We start from the raw sequence: 21414 nt of genomic DNA, 5'->3' as shown, positions 1-21414 counted from the left end.
CGCGCCGGTCCTTGCCTTAAGCGCGCATGCTGGGCTTTCTTGATGAAGAGAGCGTTAATTCGTGGGCAGAAATTGCCCAGTGCCCGGCAAAATGTGCCTATCGATGCGCGTTGGCAACGCTCTTCTGCCCACCTACGAGCGAGGAGGAGGGGGGTGATTCGCCGCGAAAGGGCATGTGTCAGATTGTTTCTTCTTTGAGCAATTTGAAATTACCTCGAAAGAAGGAATAATGCGCGTGTACATAACCCTTCTATTTCTGTGGTTTGTTGGGACGTAGGTAGTAAATGCCGGAACGGTGGTTGACTTTGCACCGCCGACGTCATAGCTGAGTTGCAATGGTCGCTTGTCCGATACCAAAAAGATCGTGGCACAAGCGCGTCGGAATCTTTCCAACGCAGAACCGAATGTTGCTTCGCGCGACATGAGGCTTTGCCACTTTTTTTGATGGGGGAATGTTGTGAAAAAACGTGGACGTGAGAAGAAGGAAGGCCTCAACGAGGTCGATGTGTTTGTTGGGCAGCGTCTGCGCGAACTGCGCATGCTCGCCGGCCTGAGCCAGAGCGATGTCGCGTCGGCTCTGGGCCTGACGTTCCAGCAGCTTCAGAAGTACGAGCGCGGCTTCAACCGGGTCTCGGCCAGCCGTCTGTTCAAGCTGGCCCAGTTCTTCCGAGTGCCGGTCTCCGTCTTCTTCGAGGGGCTGGAGGAACGCCACGCTGCCCAGGAGGCGGGGGTCGCCAACCCGCAGGCGGAGGAATCGGAAGGCACTCTGCGGTCCCGCGAGGCGCTGATGCTCGCCCGTTACTTCCAGAACATCCGCGACCCGCAGATCCGCGGGGCGATCCGCGAACTGGCGGAGCGCTGCGCCGACCAGGCCGACGGTGTCGGCGGCCCGGCGCTCGACGAGGATGCGGAGTCGATCGACCCGACCACCGTCCGTGGACGCCGCGGGCGCAACGCCGGCCACAGCGTCGGTCAGGCGTGAGGAGCGGGCGGCGTCGCCGTTGGGGCCCGGCCCCATGCGGTTCACCCGCCCGGTTTCGTGGGTAGGCCCGGCCCCGGTGTCTCCGCTGGGCCGCGTCGGTTCGCGCCGCCCTGCCGCCTTGGCCCCCCCGTGAGGCGGTCGGGCGCGCGCGTTTGCTCCGATTGGGTTCGCGTCGACCGTCGATGACGGAGCCCGACACGAGCGGGCAGGAATTTTGTCGACGCTCGCCGTGTCCGGCTGGTTCCGCCACGTCCCCCGCCGCCGCATGCTCTTGAAACAGGAGGCCGCGCACAGCGCCTCGGTCGGGAAACCCCGCCGAGGCGCTGGACGAACGGCTGCAATCCGTCGATAAGGCAAGCCGGAACAAGGCTGGTGCGACGACCGCTGAATTCCGTCCGTTCGATCCGCGATCCGAGACGGGCGGCGCGCTCCCGATATGGCCGGTCACCGATCAGCCACCACGGAACTCACCCAACCACACCGACGGTGTTCGATGCAAAATTCCGGAGAATCGAAGACAGGCTTCCTTGGTCGGCGGGAGCTTGACCTCCCGGTCACGATCTTCGAGGTGATGTCCCGCCTGTCGGACGAGCACAAGGCGATCAATCTCGGCCAGGGCTTTCCCGATGAGCGCGGTCCCGCCGACGTGCTGGACGTGGCGGCCAAGGCCATCCTCGAAGGGTGGAACCAGTACCCGCCGATGATGGGCACGCCGGACCTGCGGCAGGCGCTGGCCGCCCACGGCCGGCGGTTCTACGGGCTGGACATCGATTGGAAGACCGAGGTGCTGGTGACCTCCGGCGCCACCGAGGCGCTCACCGCCAGCCTGCTCGGTCTCATCGAGCCGGGTGACGAGGTGGTGCTGTTCCAGCCCATGTACGACAGCTACCTGCCGATCGTCCGGCTGGCCGGCGGCGTGCCGCGCTTCGTCAGCCTGAAGGCCCCGGACTGGAGCTTCACACGGGCGGACCTGGAAGCGGCCTTCTCGCCGAAGACCAAGCTGGTTCTCATCAACGACCCGCTGAATCCCGCGGCCAAGGTTTTCAGCCGCGCCGAACTGGAGCTGCTCGCGGAGTTCGTCCAGCGCTTCGACGCTTTCGCCGTCTGCGACGAGGTGTACGAGCACATCGTCTTCGACGGGCGTCAGCACATTCCGCTGATGACGCTGCCCGGCATGCGCGACCGCTGCCTGAAGATCGGCTCCGCGGGCAAGACCTTCTCGCTGACCGGCTGGAAGGTCGGCTACGTCACCGGCGCGCCGCACCTGCTCCAGCCCGTCGCCAAGGCGCACCAGTACATTACCTTCACCACGCCGCCCAACCTTCAGACGGCGGTCGCCTATGGGCTGGGCAAGGGCGACGCCTATTTCGCCGGGTTGTCCAGCGGGCTCCAGGCCAAGCGCGACCGGCTGGCCGACGGGCTGCGCGCCGTGGGGTTCGAGGTGCTGCCGTCCGCCGGCACCTATTTCGTGGTCGCCGACGTGTCGCCCTTCGGTTTCGACGGCAACGACGAGGCCTTCTGCCGCCGTCTGACCGCCGAGGCCGGGGTGACGGCCATCCCCGTCGGAGCCTTCTTCGTCCAGGACGCGCCGCGAAGCTTCATACGCTTCTGCTTCTCCAAAAGGGACGAAATCCTCGATGGCGCGGTTGAGCGGTTGAGGGCGTATTTCACGCGGAAATGACATGAAGACCTCTGCCGTCAACGCTGGATGGAGAGGCTTGCCGGAGACTTCGGTGGCGTGATACCCCTTGTCCTCTAGGGTCGATACCGGGCCGGAACGGATCAACGTCCGGACCCGCCCCGGTGGGCCGCCTGTGGAAAGACCGGGATGCGTCTGCCGATCTCGTTCCGCTGGTGCGTGTTCGCCATCGCCGCCGTTGCGATCACGGTGGTCTGGGGAGCCTACGCGCAGGTGGCCCGCGAACTGCTGGACGGCCAGACGCGGGAAGCGGTGGCGAAGGCCGAGATCATGGTCCGGGCCTTCGCCAAGAGCACCCACCGCGCGGTGCACGAGGTGGACATCACGTTGCGCTCCCTGGCGCTGGAGTTCGGGGAGAACGGCCTGCCCGGCATCCGCAACTTCCTCGACCAGACGCTCTACGATCCGACGCTGATCCATCACTTCACCGTGCTCGACGCCGACGGGACCGTGCTGTTGCGCAGCGAAGGTCCGGGCGGGCGGGCGAACGAGCGGGACGAGGCGGCCTTCGCCTTCCATCAGGGCACCGGGCGCGACCTGATGCACATTGGAACGCCCTTTCCCGGAACGACCGGCGGCGGCCCCCTGCTGCGCCTCAGCCGGCGGTTGACCGACGGGGATGGCGGCTTTGCGGGCATCGTGATCGCCAACATCGATCCCGACATCCTGGCGGAGTTCTACCAGCAGGCCAATCTGGGGCCGCAGGGGGCGGTGACCCTGATCGGGATGGACAAGGTGATCCGCGCCCGCGGCGCCTCGCGCGGTGTCGAGGCGGTCGGACTCGCCATCCCCCAGTCCCGCCTGTGGGGGGAACTGGGCCGGTCGCTCGCCGGCGTCTACTGGCAGGAGTCGCAGACCGACGGCGTCCTGCGCGCCTTCGCCTATCGCGTGGTTGAGAGCTATCCGCTGGTCGCCACCGTCGGCGTCGCGCAGGTGGATATCGAGGCGGGGGTGGCAGACCTGCGCAACACGCTGTTCCTGCTGGCGGCGATCCTGACCGCGTCCATCCTGCTGGTGACGCTGTTCCTTCTGGTGCAGCACCGCACCGCGGAGCGGTTGCGCGCCGCGCTGGCGCTGAACCGCAACTTCCTGGCCCGCGTCAGCCATGAGCTGCGCACGCCGCTGAACGCCATCCTCGGCTTCTCGGAGATCATCCGCGATCAGATGCTGGGGCCGCAGGCCGGCGGGCGTTACGCCGACTACGCCCACGACATTCATGAATCGGGGCGGCACCTGCTGGGGCTGATCAACGACATCATGGATCTGTCGCGGCTCCAGGCGGGGACGTTGCCCCTGCATCGGGAGGATCTCGACGTTGCTCCGGTCGTCGAGTGGGCGTTCCGCATGGTGGCGCCGCAGGCCGACGCCAAGGCCATCCGCGTGGACATGCATGTCGAGCCGGGACACCACAGCGTCTCGGCGGACGAGCGCGCCCTGAAGCAGATGCTCCTGAACCTGCTGACCAACGCCGTCACCTTCACGCCGGAGGGCGGGCGCATCCTGGTGACGGTCGGCGGCGGAGCGGACGGCGGATGCCGCGTGCGGGTGACGGACAACGGCATCGGCATGACCCCGGAACAACTCCACCAAGCCGCGGAACCCTTCGGGCAGCCCGCGGTGCATGTGGCGTTGCCGGGGCAGGGCGGCGGGCTGGGGCTGCCCATCGTCAAGTCCCTGATGGAGGCCCATGGCGGGCGCCTGCGCATCGACAGCCGGCCCGGCGAGGGCAGCCAGTTCACGCTGGAATTCGCCGCCTGATCCGAACCCCATCCGCAGCCAAATCCGCCTTGCGGGATTTTCCGGGCGGGGCCGCAAAGCCGTGGCGAAACCAGGGGCGCTTCGGCATACTCCGCGCCGGTTTGCCGAAAACAATGTTTTCGCAGGCCCCAAGTTTTCGCATAGGCCCGCGCGCGCCGCGCCGGGCGGCTGGTCCAGGGAAGATCGAATGTTGCGTGCAGTGGCGCGTGTCTGTGCCGTCCTCGTCGCGTCCTCAACCCCCGTCATCGCCGCCGACGCGCCGCCCGAGCCGGTGCCCTTCGGCGTGTCCTCCGCCGAGGTGGTGGCGGAGCGCGACGTGCCGCAGGCCTGCTTCACCTTCACCGACCGGCTGGAGAAGTCGCGCGCGGTGAACTACCGCGACTATGTGGAGGTGACGCCTGCTGGGGGCGGGGCGGCCTTCGACGGGACCGCCGTCGCCCGCGACCGCACGCTCTGCGTCGAGGGGCTGAAGCACGGGCAGAGCTACCGCATCACCCTGCGCGACGGCTTGCCGGGCAGCGACGGGAAGCGCCTGCCCAACCCCGACGCGCGCGACATCGAGGTGCCGAACCGCAAGCCGGCGCTGGCCTTCCGCGGGGCGGGCTACATCCTGCCGCGCATCGGCGCCGACGGGCTGCCGCTGCGCTCCATCAACCTCGACCGGGCGAAGCTCCAGGTGCTGCGGATCAACGACCGTAGTCTGGTCGAGAAGATCTATTTCGGCCGCATCGGCCAGCAGATGTCCGACCACGAGGTCGGCGAGATCCTCGACCGCTCCGGCCAGGAGGTGTGGCGCGGGGAGATGGCGATCAGCAACAGCCGCAACCAGGCGGTGGTGACGCCCTTTCCGATCGACGCCGTGCTGGGCCGGCTGGGGCCCGGCGTCTACATTGCCGTGGCCAGCACCGAGGATATCAAGCCCGGCGGCTGGGACCACAAGGCGACCCAGTGGTTCGTCGTCTCCGACCTCGGCCTGAACGCCATCACCGGCGAGGACGCGCTGGTCGTCTTCGCCCGCTCCGTGAAGGGGGCGACCCCGGAGGCCGGCGTCGAGCTGCGCCTGCTCGCCCGCAACAACGAGGAGCTTGGCAAGGCGCTGACCGGCGCGGACGGGCTGGCGCGCTTCGACCTCGCTGCCCTGCGCGCCGCCGGGCGGGAACCGGTGCAGGCGCTGTTCGCCTACCGCGGGGCGGGGGACTTTGGCTTCCTCGACCTCGTGACACCGACGCTGGCCAACGCGCCTCCGGCAGGCGGGGCGCCGAACGCGGCGCCGGGCGGTGTCGCGGCGGCGGTCCCGGCGCGCCCGGTCCCCGGCCAGCCCGACGCCTTCCTCTACACCGAGCGCGGCATTTACCGCCCCGGTGAGACGGTGCATCTGGCGATGCTGCTGCGCGACGCCGACGCCAAGCCGGTCACCGGCCGTCCCGTCACGCTGAAGATCCAGCGCCCGGACGGCTTCGAGGTGGACCGCCGTCCGCTCGCCGAATCCGGCGGCGGCAGCTTCGCCGCCCGCGTCGAGATCCCGGCCAACGCCATGACCGGCACCTGGGCCGTCACCGCCCACGGCGAGCCGGAGGCGGGGAGCCAGCCGAACACGATGGGTCCGGTGCTGGGCCGCGCCGAATTCCTGGTCGAGGACTTCGTGCCGCCGCGCCTTGAGGTCGCCCTGGCCGCCGAGGCGGCGGAGCTTCCGGCGGATGGCAAGACGACCCTGACCATCGACGGGCATTTCCTCTACGGCGCCCCGGCGGCGGGCCTGCCGGGCGAGCTGGCGGTGACGCTGCGCGCCGCGGCGAATCCCTACCCGAACCTGCCCGGCTACCGCTTCGGCCTCACGCAGGAGGAGGTGAAGCCGCTGCGCAGCGACCTGCCGGGTTTCACGACCAACCGCAACGGGCAGGCCAAGGCCGATCTCGCGCTGCCCAAGGCGCCGGAGAGCACCAAGCCGCTGGAGGCGGTGGTCCGCGCCACCCTCCTGGACATCGGGGGCCGCTCGGTCAGCCGCGATCTGGTCCTGCCGGTGCGCCACCAGCCCTTCGCCGTCGGCATCTGCCCGCGCTTCGAGGGTGATGGGGTGCCGGAAGGCGCCACTGCCGGCTTCGACGTGGTGGCGGTCGGACCGGATGGCCAGCCGATGGACAAGGAGGACCTCTCCTACGAGCTGTTCGAGGAGGAGTACGACTACGCGTGGTTCGAGGCGAACGGGCGCTGGGACTACAAGGTCACGGTGCGCGACCAGCGGGTGACCGGCGGCACGCTCGCCGCCCAGGCGGCCAAGCCGGCTTCCGTGGAGGCCCCGGTGACCGCCGGGCGCTACCGGCTGGAGGTGTTCGACCCCAAGACGGGCGTGGCGAGCAGCCTGCGCTTCGCCGCCGGCTGGTGGATGACCCCGACCGCCGGCGAGCGTCCCGATCAGGTGGACGTGACCGTCATGCTGCCCGCCTACAAGGGCGGCGAGACCGCCTGGGTCTACGTCAAGCCGCCCTACGACAGCGAGGTGCTGATCACCGTCGCCGACCGCAAGATCCGGCAAGCTTCGACCCGCCGCATCGGGCCGGAGGGGGCGTTCCTGGAAATCCCCGTCGATCCGACCTGGACCGGTGGCGTCTATGTGCTGGCGACCGCCTTCGGCGCGCCGGACGCGGCGGGCGGCCCGTCGAAGGGCGTGGCGCGCCGCGCCGTCGGCCTGTCCTGGCTGGCGGTGGACGGGGACGAGCGGGCGCTGGACGTGCGCGTCGCCGCCCCGGCGCAGACCGAGCCCCGCCGCTCCGTTACCGCTGAGGTGGTGGTGGAGGGCGCGCCGGAAGGCCAGCCGGCCTATGTGACGGTCGCCGCGGTGGATGACGCCGTGCTCCAGCTCACCGACCAGCATTCGCCGAACCCGATCGACCATTATCTGGGCAAGCGCCGCCTGGGCGTGGAGCTGCGCGATTCCTTCGGGCGGCTGATTGATCCGGCGGTCCTGGACGCCACCCGCACGCGCCCCGGCGCCGCTCCGCGGCTGCGTCAGGTCGGCGTCACCGTTCCGCAGAAGTCGGAGCGCGTCGTCTCCCTGTTCTCCGGCGTGCTGACCGTGGGGCCGGAGGGCAAGGTGGCGGTGCCGCTGGACGTCCCCGATTTCCAGGGCCGGCTGCGCCTGATGGCCGTGGCCTGGAGCGGGGACAAGCTCGGCCGTTCCGAATCCTCCATGCTGGTCGCCGATCCGGTGCTGGCCGACCTGGGCCTGCCGCGCTTCCTGGCGCCGGGGGACCGGGCGGTGGTCCCGGTGACGCTCGACAACGTCGGGGGGCCTGCGGGCGCCTACACCATCTCCCTGATCGCCAGCGGCGCCGTGTCGCTGAGCGAAGGCAACATCGCCGTGCCCGAATTGGGCAAGGGCAAGCGGGCCACCGCCGGGAGGGTGCTGACCGCCAACGGCGTCGGCACAGGGCACGTGGCGCTGGACGTGACCGGGCCGGACGGCCTGCGCATCACGCGCCAGTGGGAAATCCCGGTGCGCCCGGCCTCGCCGCTGGTCACCCGCCGCACCGCCTCCATGCTGGCCCCGGAGCGCAGCGTCGAGCTGCCCCCCGACCTGCTGAACGGCCTGCGGCCGGAGACCGCGACGGCGGCCCTGTCGCTCGGCAACCTGCCCGAGCTCGACATTCCCGGCCTGCTGACCGCGCTGGAGCGCGGCGGCCCCGGCGGGCTGGAGATGACGGCCAGCCGAGCGCTGCCCCTGCTGTCGCTGGGCGACGTGGCGGTGGCGCTGGGCGTCGCCTCGGACGAGCGGGTGAAGGCGCGGGTGCAGCGGTCGGTGGACCGGGTGCTGACCTTCCAGCGGATGGACGGCGCCTTCGCCGCTTGGTCGCCGAAAGGGGAGGCCGATTCCTGGCTGACCGCCTACGCGCTGGACTTCCTGGGCCGCGCCAAGGCCGCCGGCTACCGAGTGCCGGAGGGGCCCTATCGCAAGGGGCTGGACGGGCTGCGCGGCGCGCTCGACAACGCCTGGGTGGAGGCCGACGAGCAGCCGGCCCGCGCCTACGCGCTCTATGTGCTGGCCCGCGCCAAGATGATCGACGCCGGTGCCGTCCGCTACTTCCAGGAGACCTTCTGGGACAAGCTGCAGACCGACTTCGCCCGCGCCCAGGTCGCCACGGCCATCGCCGCGCTGGGCGACAAGGACCGCGCGGCGGAAGCCTTCGGCCGGCTGTCCGGCGCCCGCGTCGTGTCGGCCAGCCTGCGCGATTATGGTTCGTCCCTGCGTGACGAGGCCGGCGTGGTGGCGCTGATGGGCGAGAGCGGCGTGGTCGAACGGGATCGCCTGACCCAGGCAACCGAGCGCCTGTCCAAGACCTACGCCGCCGTCCGCACCACCGGCGTGCAGGAGCAGGCATGGCTTCTCCAGGCGGCCAAGGCGCTGATCGACCGTGCGCCGTCGATGAAGATCGCCCAGAAGGACCAGCAAGGGGCCGAACAGGTCACCGAGGGGGCGAAGCCGCTGTTCCAGCGCATCGACCCGGCGGCCCCGCCGGCCATCCGCAACGCCGGGGGCGAGCCGTTGCGCCAGATCCTGTCGGTGTCCGGCATCGCCGATGCGGCGCCGGGCGCGGAGGAGCAGGGCATGACCGTCACCCGCAGCCTGTTCGATATGACCGGCCGCCCCGCCGATCCGGGCGCCGTCCGTCCGAACGACCGGCTGGTGGTGATCCTGGAGGGCAGCGCCTCCGATCCGATGGACCGGCAGGTTCTGGTGTCCGATCCGCTGCCCGCCGGCTTCGAGATCGAGGCCGCCCGCTTCGCCGGGGGCGGGGCGCCGCTGGGGGACCTGTCCTGGCTGGGCGAGCTGACCGCGCCACGCGCCGTCGATTACCGCGACGACCGCTTCGTCGCCGCGCTCGACATGACGAAGCAGGCGCCGCGTTTCCGGCTGGTCTATCTGGTGCGCGCGGTGACGCCCGGCGACTACGTCCAACCCGGTGCGATGGTGGAAGACCTCTATCGCCCGCACCAGTCGGCCCGCACCGCCGTGTCGCGCCTGCGCGTCCTGCCGGAGTAGGCGGCCCAAACGGAAAAGCCCCATCGTCCGCCGTGCGCGGGCGGTGGGGCTTTTGCTTTTCCCGAACCGGCTTTTCGCAGACGGGCCTTTCCGAGCTGGCTTTTCCGGTTCGGCCGGTCTGATACCGACGGCGTGTGAAGGCTTCCTTTGAGGCGAGCCCGATCCACCTGATTTGGCATGGGCAGCAAGGTTCACCTGGTTCATCACCTTGACGCCAATGAGTTGCATCGGCTGTACAAGGCCGCGACGGATGCGACGGAGCGGACGCATCTGCAAATCATCTGGCTGCTGACCAGTGGGCGCTCGGCCCAGTTCGTGGCCGAGGTGACGGGGTACACGCCGCGCTGGGTCAGCGTCATCGTGGGACGCTATAACGAGGCCGGGGTTGCGGGGCTGGGTGACCAGCGCCAGTTCAACCCCGGCGCCAGACCGCTGCTCGACGAAAACCAGCGACAAAGCCTGAGGACTAGCCTGGCCGATCCGCCGCCCGGCCGCGGTTTGTGGACGGGCCACTCGGTCGCCCAGTGGATCGCCGGCATGCTTGGCCGGCTCGTCTCACCCCGGCGCGGCACCGATTATCTGGGCCGGCTCGGCTTCACCCGCCAAATACCGCGCCCCCGCCATGCCGAAGCCGATCCCTTGGCCCAGGAGGTCTTCAAGGCCCGGTTCCGCCGCCGTGTGCAGGCCCTCCAGCAGGAAGACCCGGACACACCCTTGGAGGTGTGGGCGATGGATGAGCATCGCGTCGGGCTGAAGCCGGTGCTCCGCCGAGTGTGGGCGCCGCGCGGCCGCCGGCCGGTGGCGCGCGGCCACCAGCGCTTCGAGTGGATGTATCTCGCGGGCTTCGTACGGCCGAGCACCGGACAGGTGATCTGGTTTCTCGTCGATGGCCTCGATGCGCCCATGTTCGGTGCTATCCTGGACGCCTTTGCCCGCGAGGTCGGGGCCGGGCCCACCAAGCAGGTGCTCATCGTCCTCGATGGCGCGGGCTGGCATGTCGCCGGCTCGCTGGACATCCCGGAGAGCATCACGCTGGAGTTCTTACCCCCGTATTCCCCCGAATTGCAGCCCGCCGAGCATCTCTGGCCACTGACCAACGAGACGATCGCCAACACCTACTTCGAGGATCTCGATGCCCTCGATCAAGCACTCGCCGATCGCTGCTGCGGTCTCGCCGATGATCCCGACCGTATCCGCGCCGCCACATGGTTCCACTGGTGGCCGCAATTCGCATGAATTCCAAGCAATGGAAGCCTTCATGCGCCATCGGTATCAGACGATCTTTTTGTGCTCGTCCTCGCGGTGGCGGGAGATGATCATCATGATGACCACCACGACCGCGAAGAAGGCGGTCAGCGCCACGTAGAACAGCAACGCGACCCCGACCGTCAAAGTGCCGATCAGCACCATGGCGAGTATCCAGACGCCCAGCGATACGATGGCGCGCGACGACATCGGCTGTCCCAACCCTGCTTGCCGTTACTCCGGTTTGTCCTGCCCTGTAACCGGCCGTTGCGCCCGGCCATTCCTGGCCCGGGTTCGCCGGCGGCTTTTTTGTTGAGTGATCCGAGCCTGCCATAGCTGGGCAGGCTCATCGCCCGTGGCATGCTGTCACAGCGCGCCCGCGCCGCACCCCGGATGGACAGCGGGAGGGCGCCCGAATGGGAGCGGGCAGCCCGCTTGACAGCGCATGGCAGGCGCCTTACCTTTACGTAAACGTCAACCCGTGACGATTAAGGGCAATGACGATCAAGGGAAGGGTGGGGAATGTCGCAACCCGCAAGGTTGATGGGGCTGGGCACGCGCGCCGACGTCGGGCTGGATATCGGGCTGGACCCCGGCGCGGACGGTGCCGGGCGCTCCTTCGCCATCGGTGAACTGGCCGACGAATTCGGGCTGACCCACCGCACCATCCGCCATTACGAGGACGAAGGGCTGCTGGCGCCGCAGCGCGACGGCACCGCCCGTGTCTACGGCCACCGCGACCGCGCGCGCCTCGCGCTGATCTGCCGGGGCAAGCGGCTGGGCTTCAGCCTCGCCGAGATCAAGGAATTCCTCACCCTCTACGACGCGGACGAGATCCAGAAGGAGCAGATGCGCTTCATGCAGCGCATCGCCCGCCGCCGCATCGCCGACCTGGAACGGCAGCTTCAGGACGTCCAGCAGACGCTGGGCGAGCTGCGCATCATCGACACCCAGATCTCCGACCATTTCCGCAAGAACGGAATCACGGAGACGCACACCCCGGAGGACTCGCAACCATGACCTCGGCGCCTTTGACCACGCCCGCCAATCCGGTCGTCATCGCCGGCTACGCCCGTTCCCCCTTCGCCTTCGCCAACAAGGGCGAGCTGGCGAAGGTCCGCCCCGATGACCTGCTGGCCCATGTCGCCGCGGCGCTGGTCGAGCGCACGGGCGTCAACCCGCAGGACATCGAGGATGTGGTCGTCGGCTGCGCCTTCCCCGAGGGCGAGCAGGGCATGAACATCGCCCGCACCGTGTCCTTCCTGGCGAAGCTGCCGCTGACCGCCGGGGCCACGACGATCAACCGCTACTGCGGCTCCTCCATGCAGGCGATCCATCTGGCGGCCGGCGCCATCCAGATGGGGGCGGGCGAGGTCTTCCTGTGCGGCGGCATCGAGTCGATGAGCCGCGTCCCGATGATGGGCTACAACCCGCTGCCCCATCCGGGCCTGAAGGACCAGTATCCGGAGGCCTACTGCTCGATGGGCGTCACGGCGGAGAACGTCGCCCGCCGCTACGGGATCGCCCGCGCCGACCAGGAGGCGATGGCTGCCGAGTCCCATGCCAAGGCCGCCGCGGCCCAGCAGGCCGGGCGCCTCGCCGAGGAGATCGTCGCCATCCAGACCGCCGCCGGCCTCGTGGAGCGCGACGGCTGCATCCGCCCCGGCACCAGCGGCGAGACGCTGAGCGCCCTGAAGCCCGCCTTCCTGGCCGACGGCTCGGTCACCGCCGGCACCTCCTCCCCGCTGACGGACGGCGCCTCGGCGGTGCTGGTGACGACGGAGGCTTACGCCAAGGCCAACGGCCTGCCGATCCTCGCCCGCATCCGCTCGGTCGCGGTGGCCGGCTGTGCGCCGGAGGTGATGGGCCTCGGCCCGGTCCCGGCGGCGCAGAAGGCGCTGGCGCGCGCCGGCCTGTCCATCCGGGACATCGACGTGATCGAGCTGAACGAGGCCTTCGCCGCCCAGGCCATCGCCTGCATGCGCGACCTCGACATCGACCCGGCCAAGGTGAACCTCGACGGCGGGGCCATCGCGCTCGGCCATCCGCTCGGCGCCACCGGCGCCCGCATCACCGGCAAGGCTGCGGCCCTGCTGAAGCGCGAGGGCAAGCAGTTCGCTCTCGCCACCCAGTGCATCGGCGGCGGCCAAGGCATCGCCACGGTCCTGGAAGCGGTCTGACGGCGGCGGCACAGGGAGGCACCAACCATGCAGATCAAACGCGCCGCCGTGATCGGCTCCGGCGTGATGGGCAGCGGCATCGCCGCCCATTTCGCGAACGCCGGCATCCCCGTCGTTCTGCTCGACATCCCCGCCAAGGAGGGTGACGACCGCAGCGCCATCGCCAAGGGGGCCATCCAGAGGCTCCTGAAGACCGACCCCGCGCCCTTCATGCACCCGAAGAACGCCAGGCTGGTGACTCCGGGCAATCTGGAGGACGACCTCGCTCTGCTGGCCGACGTCGACTGGATCGTCGAGGCCATCGTCGAGAATCCGGCGGTCAAGGCCGACCTCTACCGCCGCATCGACCCGGTGCGCAAGGACGGCTCCGTGGTGTCGTCCAACACCTCGACCATCCCGCTGGGCGTGCTGGTCGAGGGGCAGTCGGACGCCTTCAAGCGCGACTTCCTCATCACCCACTTCTTCAACCCGCCGCGCTACATGCGGCTGCTGGAGATCGTCGGCGGCGAGGCCACCCGGCCCGACGCGCTGGCCGCCGTCGCCGACGTCTGCGACCGCGCGCTGGGCAAGGGCGTGGTCCGCTGCAAGGACACGCCAGGCTTCATCGCCAACCGCATCGGCGTCTACTGGATCCAGACGGCGATCAACGCCGCCGTCGATCTCGGCCTGACGGTGGAGGAGGCCGACGCCATCGTGGGCCGTCCCATGGGCATTCCGAAGACCGGTGTGTTCGGTCTGGTCGATCTCGTCGGACTCGACCTGATGCCGCACATTGCGAAGAGCCTGCTGGCGACCCTGCCGGAGAACGACCCCTACCGCGCCGTCTTCCGCGAGCACCCCGTCATCACCCGGATGATCGCGGAGGGTTACACGGGCCGCAAGGGCAAGGGCGGCTTCTACCGCCTGAACCGGGAGGGCGGCGCCAAGGTCAAGGAGGCCATCGACCTGTCCTCCGGCGCCTACCGCCTCTCCGACAAGCCGAGGCTGGAAAGCGTGTCGGCCGCCGGGCGCGACCTGCGGGCGCTGGCCGACTTCCCCGACAAGACCGGCCAATACGCCCGCCGGGTGCTGGCCCACACGCTGTCCTACGCCGCGTCGCTGGTGCCGGAGATTGCCGACAGCATCGTCGCGGTCGATGAGGGGATGCGGCTGGGCTACAACTGGAAGCAGGGTCCGTTCGAGCTGATCGACCGGCTGGGCACCGCCTGGTTCGCCGACCTCTGCCGCAGCGAGGGCATCCCCGTCCCGCCGCTGGTCGAACAGGCCGCCGGGCGGCCCTTCTACCGGGTGGAGGACGGCAAGCTCCAGCATCTGACCACCGCCGGCCTCTACGACACGGTGGTGCGTCCCGACGGTGTTCTGCTGCTGTCGGACATCAAGCGGGCGTCGAAGCCGGTGTGGAAGAACGGCTCGGCCAGCCTGTGGGACATCGGCGACGGCGTGCTGTGCGTCGAGTTCACCAGCAAGATGAACGCGTTGGACGGCGACGTCATGGCCGCCTACGGCAAGGCGATGAAGCTGATCGGCGATGGGAAAAGCGACTGGAAGGCCCTGGTCATCCACAACGAGTCCGCCAACTTCTCGGTCGGCGCCAATCTTGGCCTCGCCCTGTTCGCCCTCAACGTCGGGCTGTGGCCGCAGATCGAGGAGTTGGTGGAGGGCGGGCAGCGCACTTACCGCGCCCTGAAATACGCTCCCTTCCCGGTGGTCTCGGCGCCCAGCGGCATGGCGCTCGGCGGCGGCTGCGAGATCCTGCTGCATTCCGACCATGTGCAGGCCCACGCCGAGACGTACATGGGACTGGTCGAGGTCGGCGTCGGGCTGATCCCCGGCTGGGGCGGCTGCACGGAAATGCTGGCCCGCCACGCCGCCAACCCGCGCACGCCCAAGGGGCCGATGCCGCCGATCGCCGGAGCCTTCGAGACCATCAGCCTCGCCAAGGTCGCCAAGTCGGCGGCGGAGGCCAAGGACCTGCTGTACCTGCGCCCCAGCGACGGCATCACCATGAACCGCGACCGACTGCTGGCCGACGCCAAGGCCAAGGCGCTGGAGCTGGCCACACACTACACCCCACCCGAGAAGGTCACCTACACGCTCCCCGGCCCCAACGGCCGCGCCGCGCTGGAGCTGTTCCTGGAAGGCTTCGCGCTTCAGGGCAAGGCGACGCCTCACGACATGGTGGTCTGCGGCAAGCTGGCCGGAATCCTGACGGGCGGACCGAAGGCCGACGTTACCCAGCCGGTGACCGAGGACCAGATGCTGGCGCTGGAACGCCGGGCCTTCATGGAGCTGGTGCGCACCGAGGGCACCATCGACCGGGTGGAGCACATGCTGACCACCGGCAAGCCGCTGCGGAACTGATGGGGGAGGACTGAGCAATGCCGATCTACAAGGCTCCGCTGGAGGATGTCCGCTTCGTTCTCGACGAGATCGTCGGGGCGGGGAAGCTGGCCGAACTGCCGGGTTACGAGGACGCCACCCCCGACCTGATCGCCCAGGTCCTGGAGGAAGGCGCCAAGCTGTGCGAGGAGGTGCTGTTCCCGCTGAACCAGTCCGGCGATGGCGAGGGCTGCAGCTTCGAGAACGGCGTGGTGCGCACGCCCAAGGGCTTCAAGGAGGCCTACGCCACCTACATCGAGGCGGGCTGGCAGGGCCTGTCCTGCGACCCGGCCTATGGCGGGCAGGGTCTGCCGAAGCTGGTGAACACCATGCTGGAGGAGTTCATCTGCTCCGCCAACCTCAGCTTCGGCATGTATCCCGGCCTGTCGCTGGGCGCCTACAACGCGCTCTCCACCTATGGGTCGGAGGAATTGAAGCAGCGCTTCCTCGGCCGGCTGGTCGACGGCACCTGGGCGGGCACCATGTGCCTGACCGAGCCGCATTGCGGCACCGACCTGGGGCTGATCCGCACCAGGGCCGTCCCGCAGAAGGACGGCAGCCACAGGATCACCGGTACGAAGATCTTCATCTCCGCCGGCGAACATGACCTGACCGAGAACATCCTGCATCTGGTGCTGGCGCGCCTGCCCGATGCGCCGGCCGGGACGCGCGGCATCAGCCTGTTCCTGGTGCCGAAGTTCCTGCCCAAGGATGACGGTACGGTCGGGCCGCGCAACGGCGTCGCCTGCGGCTCCATCGAGCACAAGATGGGCATCAAGGCGTCGGCGACCTGCGTCATGAACTTCGAGGACGCCACCGGCTGGCTGGTCGGCGAGCCGCACAAGGGCATGCGGGCGATGTTCGTGATGATGAACGCGGCCCGCCTCGCCGTCGGCATCCAGGGGCTGGGGGTTGCCGAGGTCAGCTACCAGAACGCGGTGGCCTACGCCAGGGAGCGGCTCCAGGGCCGTTCGCTGAAGGGCACGGCGCACCCCGACAAGCCCGCCGACCCGATCATCGTGCATCCCGACGTGCGGCGGAACCTGCTGACCGCCCGCGCCTACACCGAGGGCGCCCGCGCGCTCGGGGCGCTGGTCGGCTACAAGCTGGACGTGGCGGAGAAGCACGCGGACGAAAAGACGCGCAAGGAGGCGGACGAATTCGTCCAGCTCATGACGCCGATCGTCAAGGCTCTGTTCACCGACATCGGCTTCGAGTCGGCCAACATCGCCGTGCAGGTGCATGGCGGCCACGGCTTCATCTGGGAAACCGGGGTGGAGCAGTATGTCCGCGACGCCCGGATCTGCCAGATCTACGAGGGCACCAACGGCATCCAGGCGCTGGACCTCGTGGGGCGCAAGCTGCCGCAGGACATGGGCCGGCTGCTGCGCCGCTTCTTCCACCCCGTCGGTGCCGAGATCGAGGCCGACATGGAGACGGAGGAGCTGGCCGAATTCGTCCTGCCGCTCGCCAAGGCCTTCGCCAAGCTCCAGCAGGCGACCGCCGTCATCGCGCAGAAGGGAATGAAGGACCCGGAGGAGGCGGGGGCGGCCGCCACCGACTATCTGCGGCTGTTCGGTCTGGTGGCGCTTGGCTGGATGTGGCTGAGGATGGTCAAGGCCGCCAAGACGAAATTGGCGGCGGGGGATGGCAATGCGGCCTTCCTTGAGGCCAAGATCAGGACGGCCCGATTCTACACCGCGAAACTGCTGCCGCAGACCAACGCCCTGTTCGTCATCATCATGGCGGGGTCCAGTTCCCTGATGGAGATGGACGAGGCCGCCTTCTGAGGATCAGCCTTACGGGGTCTATGTCTTTGGGCCGGGATCGGTGTATGCTTCACCCGTTCCGGCCCTTTCGCTTCGAGAGATGCGAAAGATAGAAAGTACGAAAACGACGGTTCTTTGTCATGAGCAAGCCTATGGCTTGATACATTCGTGCTCACTTTCGTCATGGGCGGACGTCGCGTAAAATGGATATTGCTGTCACGCAGCAATGCCATTGCTCAGAGCCTGCCATGTGACAAAGGTTAAATTCGGGTTGTCCACCCCCACCGGAACGTGGTACATCTGATGTGACATTACCCTGCATAAGGACTTTCTATACCTTTTGGAATTGGGTCATATGATGCTTGAAAATGACCTGCATTTTTTCCGAAACTGAGGGTTGGAACACTGGCCTTGTGTCAGGGCTGTACGTTCGGACCATTGAAAGCACTGAGTACGGGGGCACCACCAGATGAAAATCCTGATCGGAGACGACCATGTGCTTTTCCGGGAGGGATTGCGCAGGCTGCTCGAGCAGCTGAAGGAGGGAGCCAGCTTTGAGGAAGCCAGCAACTTTGATGAGCTTCTGGAAAAGGCTGGCAAGGGCGAGACCTACGATCTTGTCCTGACCGATCTGCGCATGCCCGGTTGGCCCGGCTTCTCCGGCATCCAAGACCTGCGGGAAAAGCAGCCCGACTCCAAGGTCGTGGTCGTGTCGGCGTCCGAGGCGCATCACGATGTTCGCGACGCGCTGGAGCATGGCGCCGCAGGCTACATCCCGAAATCCTCCAGCGTGAAGATCATGCTCAGTGCGCTGGATCTCATCTTCTCCGGTGGCGTCTATGTGCCGCCGACCGTGCTGCGTGAATCCGGGGAGGCGGAGGTGCGCGTCGGCGCCATTCCGCCCAGCGACCCGCAACTCGACCATCTGCTGACCCAACGTCAGCGCGAGGTTCTGGACCGCCTGCGCGAAGGCAAGTCCAACAAGCAGATCGCCCATGAGCTGGGCCTGTCGGAAGGCACGGTGAAGATCCACATGACGGCGATCTTCAAGTCGCTGGGTGTGCGCAACCGCACCCAGGCCGCCATGGCCTTCCCGCAGTCGCACTCTGCCTGATCGTTCGGCTGCCCTACCTTTGAAAACGCCCGCGGGACCGTCCGCGGGCGTTTTCGTTTATGGGATGATGGGCTGAGTCTCAGCCCATTCCGGCGACGTAGCCGCGCAGGGACTCGACCTCCAGTTCCGCGTCGTCCAGCCGCGCCTTCACGATGTCGCCGATGCTGACCAGCCCGACGAGTTCGCCGTCCTCCAGGATCGGAAGATGGCGGATGCGGCGTTGCGTCATCACGCTCATGATCTGGGACACCGTGTCGGCCGGGCTTCCAGTAACGAGGTCGCGGGTCATCAGATCGCCGACGGGCCGCTCCAGGGCGGCGGCCCCATCCGCGGCCACGGCGCGGACGATGTCGCGTTCCGACAGGATTCCGGCGGGGCGGCCGTCATCCTTCATCACCAGGACGGCGCCGATTTTGTGATGGGCGAGCTTGCGGGCGACCGCGTCGATCCGGTCGTCCGGACTGGCGGTGATGATCTCCGTGCCCTTCCTTTTCAAGACGGCGGCAATGTGCATGGTTGTGCTTCCTCCCGCGCGGATTCGCGAAAGGGAATGCTCCTCCACTGTCGCCGCTCAAGGAAGTCGCAAAAAGGAACAGGCCGGCTACTCCTTTCGGGGTAACCGGCCTGAATCCAGCGGTTTCGCGAAGCCTCCCGCGAGAGGCTCCGAACAAGCCGATTAGAAGCGGTAGCCGACGCCGATGCCGATCAGCCACGGATCGATCTTGACGTCCGAAGTGACCGGAACGCCGCTGACGTTGGCGGTAACGTCGGTCTTCAGGAAGATCTTCTTGACGTCGAGGTTCAGCGACCAGTTGCCGGTCAGGGCAACGTCGACACCAGCCTGCAGGGCCCAGCCGAAGCGGTTCTTGTAGTCGACGGTGTTGGTCGTGAAGCCGTCCGCGTTGGTGCTCCGCGCGGCGGTCTCATCGTAGAACCAAGTGTAGTTGATGCCGGCGCCGACGTAGGGGCTGACACGCTCCTTGGTGAAGAAGTGGTACTGGGCCGTCAGGGTCGGCGGCAGCAGCGACACCTTGCCCACGTCGATGTCGTGGCCGGTGATCAGCGAACCGGAAACCTTGTGACGGGTGGTGCCGGCGATCAGCTCCAGAGCGATGTTGTCGGTGATGAAGTAGGAGACATCGAGTTCGGGGATGTAGTCGTTCTCGATGTCCACGCTGCCGATGTTGCTGCCGCCGAACGGACCGCCGCCGATCAGGTCGCCATTTTCCTGCGGGATCACGGCCAGGGCGCGCGCGCGCACCAGGATGTCACCGGCGGACTTGCCCTTGAAATCCTGGGCCAGCGACGGGGAGGAAACGGCGGCGAGAGCCGTGGTCGCCAGCAGGGCGGCGGCGGCGCGCTTCAGGAAAGTCATGGGATTCGCTCCAGGGCAGAATTAGCTGATGTCGTTTTTTTGGCTTAAAGCCTGGAGATGTATTACCAGAGTTTTTTTAGGGTTGCTATGCCACCTCAACCAAAACGTCATAGTGAGGCGGCTTTGCAACAGCGACGAGTTGTCGCATGGACTGGAACTCTTACCGCGCTGGGGCCATGGAGGGTTGTGGGGACTGGGAAGGGACTTGCGCCAGGCAGTTCTGTACGATCACGTAGCATTGGCCGAGTCGGCTTCCGCCGCTGGACGATCCGCCATAGACAATGCGCTCCACCGCGCCGTTACGCAGGGTGAAGGTGGCCTCGCAGTCGACGCTGGTCACGTCGTAGCCGTAGCCGCCCCAGGCGCCGTAGGGATAGCCCCAATAACCGCCGTAGCCACCCCAGGCCGGGTAGGAGATCAGACGGTTGCTGCGGTAGGTGAAGAATTCCAGGTCTCCGGCGGTGGCCTGGCGTTCGGGAACCCCGGCGCAGGACAACAGGGTCTGTTTCGGCATGCCGACCAACGCGTTCTGCGCGACCATCGCCTGATCGGCGGCCGGGTTGGCGCAGCCGCCCAGAAGGCCGCCAACCAGAAGAACCGCAACGCAACCGATTCTCGTCATCGTACCGCGCATCGCCGTGTCTCCCGTCAGGGGCGCCGCAGCCGGGCCGGCGCCAGATCCTCCACACGCACGCCGAGCGCCGCAACCTCCGGCGGCAGGCCGCGTCCGGTCGCCAGGGCCGCCGCGGTGCGGCCCATGGCCGGCGCCGTCTGGATGCCGTAGCCGCCCTGACCGGCCAGCCAGAAGAAGCCGGCCGCGGACTCGTCGTAGCCCACCACCATCACCTTGTCGGCGACGAAGCTGCGCAGGCCCGCCCATTTGTGCGTGATACGTCGAACGGAAAACCGCACCGCCTGTTCCATGCGGTCGATGGCGACGGCGATGTCCAACTCCTCCGGTTGAACGTCGCAGGGCTCTACGGGCGTCTCGTCGGCGGGGGAGAGCAGCAGCCGGCCCGATTCCGGCTTCATGTAGAACTGCTCGTCCACATCGATGGTCATGGGCCAGCCGGCGAGCCCCGCCCCGTTCGCCGGGTCGGCGGACACGGGATCGGCAAACACGGGATCGGCAAACACGGGATCGGCAAATACGGGATCGAAGGTGATGGCGGTGCGCCGCTTCGGCACCAGCCCGACGGGGCGCGCCCCGGCCATCCCCGCCAGAACATCGGCCCAGGCGCCAGCGGCGTTGACCAGCACCGGGGCAGCGAAGTCGCCCGCCGGGGTCGAGGCGATCCACATCCCGTCGCGCCGCTCCAGCGCCGTCACTCCGGCGTCGGTCACCAGCCGGCCGCCACGCGCCTTCAAGCCGCGCAGATAGCCGCTGTGGATGGCGTGGACGTCCATGTCCATGGCCGCCGGCTCCCACACCGCACCATCCACATAATCGGCCTTGAGGAAAGGGGCGCGGGCAAGTGCCTGGGCGCGGTCGAGGCGCTCCACGGTCGGGGTCAGCCGGCGGCCTTCGGCAAAGTCGCGGTCCAGCGCAGCGCTCTGGTCGGCGCGCCCGATCAGCAGGACGCCGCGCGGAGTCAGCAGGGGATGTTCCGAAAAGCCCTGCGGCGGGTTGGTGTAGAAATCCCAGCTCGCCACCGTCAGCGCACGGACCACCGGATGCCCGTAGGTCTGGGTGTAGAGCGCCGCCGACCGTCCGGTGGAGTGGTAGCCGGGCTGGCTCTCCCGTTCCAGAACGGCGACGCTGCCGTGCGCCGCCAGCTCATAGGCCGCCGAGGCGCCGGCCATGCCGCCGCCGACGATCAGGTAATCCACCCGTTCCACGTCCATTCTCCCTTTCCGGCGACCGGCCGGTCATTC

Annotated in this window: 15 protein-coding genes; 10 read left to right on the top strand and 5 right to left on the bottom strand. The window is 68.1% G+C overall.

The window, feature by feature from the left end; all coding sequences use genetic code 11:
* The first annotated feature begins 457 nt into the window (after window positions 1-457).
* The 5 genes from ACWPXE_RS05895 (at window position 458) to ACWPXE_RS05875 (ending at window position 10713) form a co-directional block, all read left to right on the top strand.
* A complete protein-coding gene (locus ACWPXE_RS05895) occupies window positions 458-982 on the top strand; it encodes a helix-turn-helix domain-containing protein (protein ID WP_454017062.1) in 525 nt (174 codons plus the stop codon).
* Between the two features lie 493 nt (window positions 983-1475).
* On the top strand, window positions 1476-2663 hold the full coding sequence (locus ACWPXE_RS05890) for an aminotransferase (protein WP_454017061.1): 1188 nt from the start codon (window positions 1476-1478) through the stop codon (window positions 2661-2663).
* A 147-nt stretch (window positions 2664-2810) separates the two neighbouring features.
* Entirely contained in the window at window positions 2811-4439 is a 1629-nt protein-coding gene (locus ACWPXE_RS05885) for a cache domain-containing sensor histidine kinase (RefSeq protein ID WP_454017060.1), read from the top strand.
* Between the two features lie 187 nt (window positions 4440-4626).
* Window positions 4627-9477 carry an alpha-2-macroglobulin family protein gene (locus ACWPXE_RS05880; protein WP_454017059.1) on the top strand — a complete coding sequence of 1617 codons (4851 nt, stop codon included), beginning with the start codon at window positions 4627-4629 and terminating at the stop codon, window positions 9475-9477.
* Between the two features lie 177 nt (window positions 9478-9654).
* Entirely contained in the window at window positions 9655-10713 is a 1059-nt protein-coding gene (locus ACWPXE_RS05875) for an IS630 family transposase (protein WP_454017058.1), read from the top strand.
* A 36-nt stretch (window positions 10714-10749) separates the two neighbouring features.
* On the opposite strand, the gene ACWPXE_RS05870 is transcribed toward ACWPXE_RS05875, so the two are convergent.
* Window positions 10750-10932, bottom strand: coding sequence for a hypothetical protein (locus tag ACWPXE_RS05870; protein WP_454017057.1), 183 nt, complete (start codon window positions 10930-10932; stop codon window positions 10750-10752).
* A 312-nt stretch (window positions 10933-11244) separates the two neighbouring features.
* Here ACWPXE_RS05870 and ACWPXE_RS05865 point away from each other — a divergent pair, with 312 nt between their 5' ends.
* The 5 genes from ACWPXE_RS05865 (at window position 11245) to ACWPXE_RS05845 (ending at window position 18164) form a co-directional block, all read left to right on the top strand.
* Window positions 11245-11742: a MerR family transcriptional regulator gene (locus tag ACWPXE_RS05865; RefSeq protein ID WP_454017056.1), complete on the top strand. Its 498-nt coding sequence runs from the start codon at window positions 11245-11247 to the stop codon at window positions 11740-11742.
* Complete coding sequence (locus ACWPXE_RS05860) at window positions 11739-12902, top strand: thiolase family protein (protein WP_454017055.1); 1164 nt, start codon at window positions 11739-11741, stop codon at window positions 12900-12902. The genes ACWPXE_RS05865 and ACWPXE_RS05860 overlap by 4 nt, the downstream gene beginning before the upstream one ends.
* A gap of 27 nt (window positions 12903-12929) precedes the next feature.
* On the top strand, window positions 12930-15263 hold the full coding sequence (locus ACWPXE_RS05855; protein WP_454017054.1) for a 3-hydroxyacyl-CoA dehydrogenase NAD-binding domain-containing protein: 2334 nt from the start codon (window positions 12930-12932) through the stop codon (window positions 15261-15263).
* A 17-nt stretch (window positions 15264-15280) separates the two neighbouring features.
* Window positions 15281-17071: an acyl-CoA dehydrogenase C-terminal domain-containing protein gene (locus tag ACWPXE_RS05850; protein ID WP_454017053.1), complete on the top strand. Its 1791-nt coding sequence runs from the start codon at window positions 15281-15283 to the stop codon at window positions 17069-17071.
* A gap of 448 nt (window positions 17072-17519) precedes the next feature.
* On the top strand, window positions 17520-18164 hold the full coding sequence (locus ACWPXE_RS05845; RefSeq protein WP_237905191.1) for a response regulator: 645 nt from the start codon (window positions 17520-17522) through the stop codon (window positions 18162-18164).
* Window positions 18165-18243: 79 nt separating this feature from the next.
* Here the strand turns inward: ACWPXE_RS05845 and ACWPXE_RS05840 are convergent, their stop codons facing one another.
* From ACWPXE_RS05840 to ACWPXE_RS05825, 4 genes are all read right to left on the bottom strand, one after another.
* On the bottom strand, window positions 18244-18678 hold the full coding sequence (locus ACWPXE_RS05840) for a CBS domain-containing protein (protein WP_454017052.1): 435 nt from the start codon (window positions 18676-18678) through the stop codon (window positions 18244-18246).
* 162 nt (window positions 18679-18840) lie between these two features.
* On the bottom strand, window positions 18841-19539 hold the full coding sequence (locus ACWPXE_RS05835; RefSeq protein ID WP_014198347.1) for an OmpW/AlkL family protein: 699 nt from the start codon (window positions 19537-19539) through the stop codon (window positions 18841-18843).
* A 160-nt stretch (window positions 19540-19699) separates the two neighbouring features.
* Window positions 19700-20161 carry a hypothetical protein gene (locus ACWPXE_RS05830; RefSeq protein WP_454017051.1) on the bottom strand — a complete coding sequence of 154 codons (462 nt, stop codon included), beginning with the start codon at window positions 20159-20161 and terminating at the stop codon, window positions 19700-19702.
* Between the two features lie 26 nt (window positions 20162-20187).
* Window positions 20188-21384 carry an NAD(P)/FAD-dependent oxidoreductase gene (locus ACWPXE_RS05825; RefSeq protein ID WP_454017050.1) on the bottom strand — a complete coding sequence of 399 codons (1197 nt, stop codon included), beginning with the start codon at window positions 21382-21384 and terminating at the stop codon, window positions 20188-20190.
* Between the last annotated feature and the right edge of the window lie 30 nt (window positions 21385-21414).

It is taken from the genome of Azospirillum sp. Marseille-Q6669 (genome assembly GCF_965111635.1).
The sequence above is the reverse complement of the archived record's forward strand: the minus strand, read 5'-3'. Positions and strand labels throughout refer to the sequence as shown.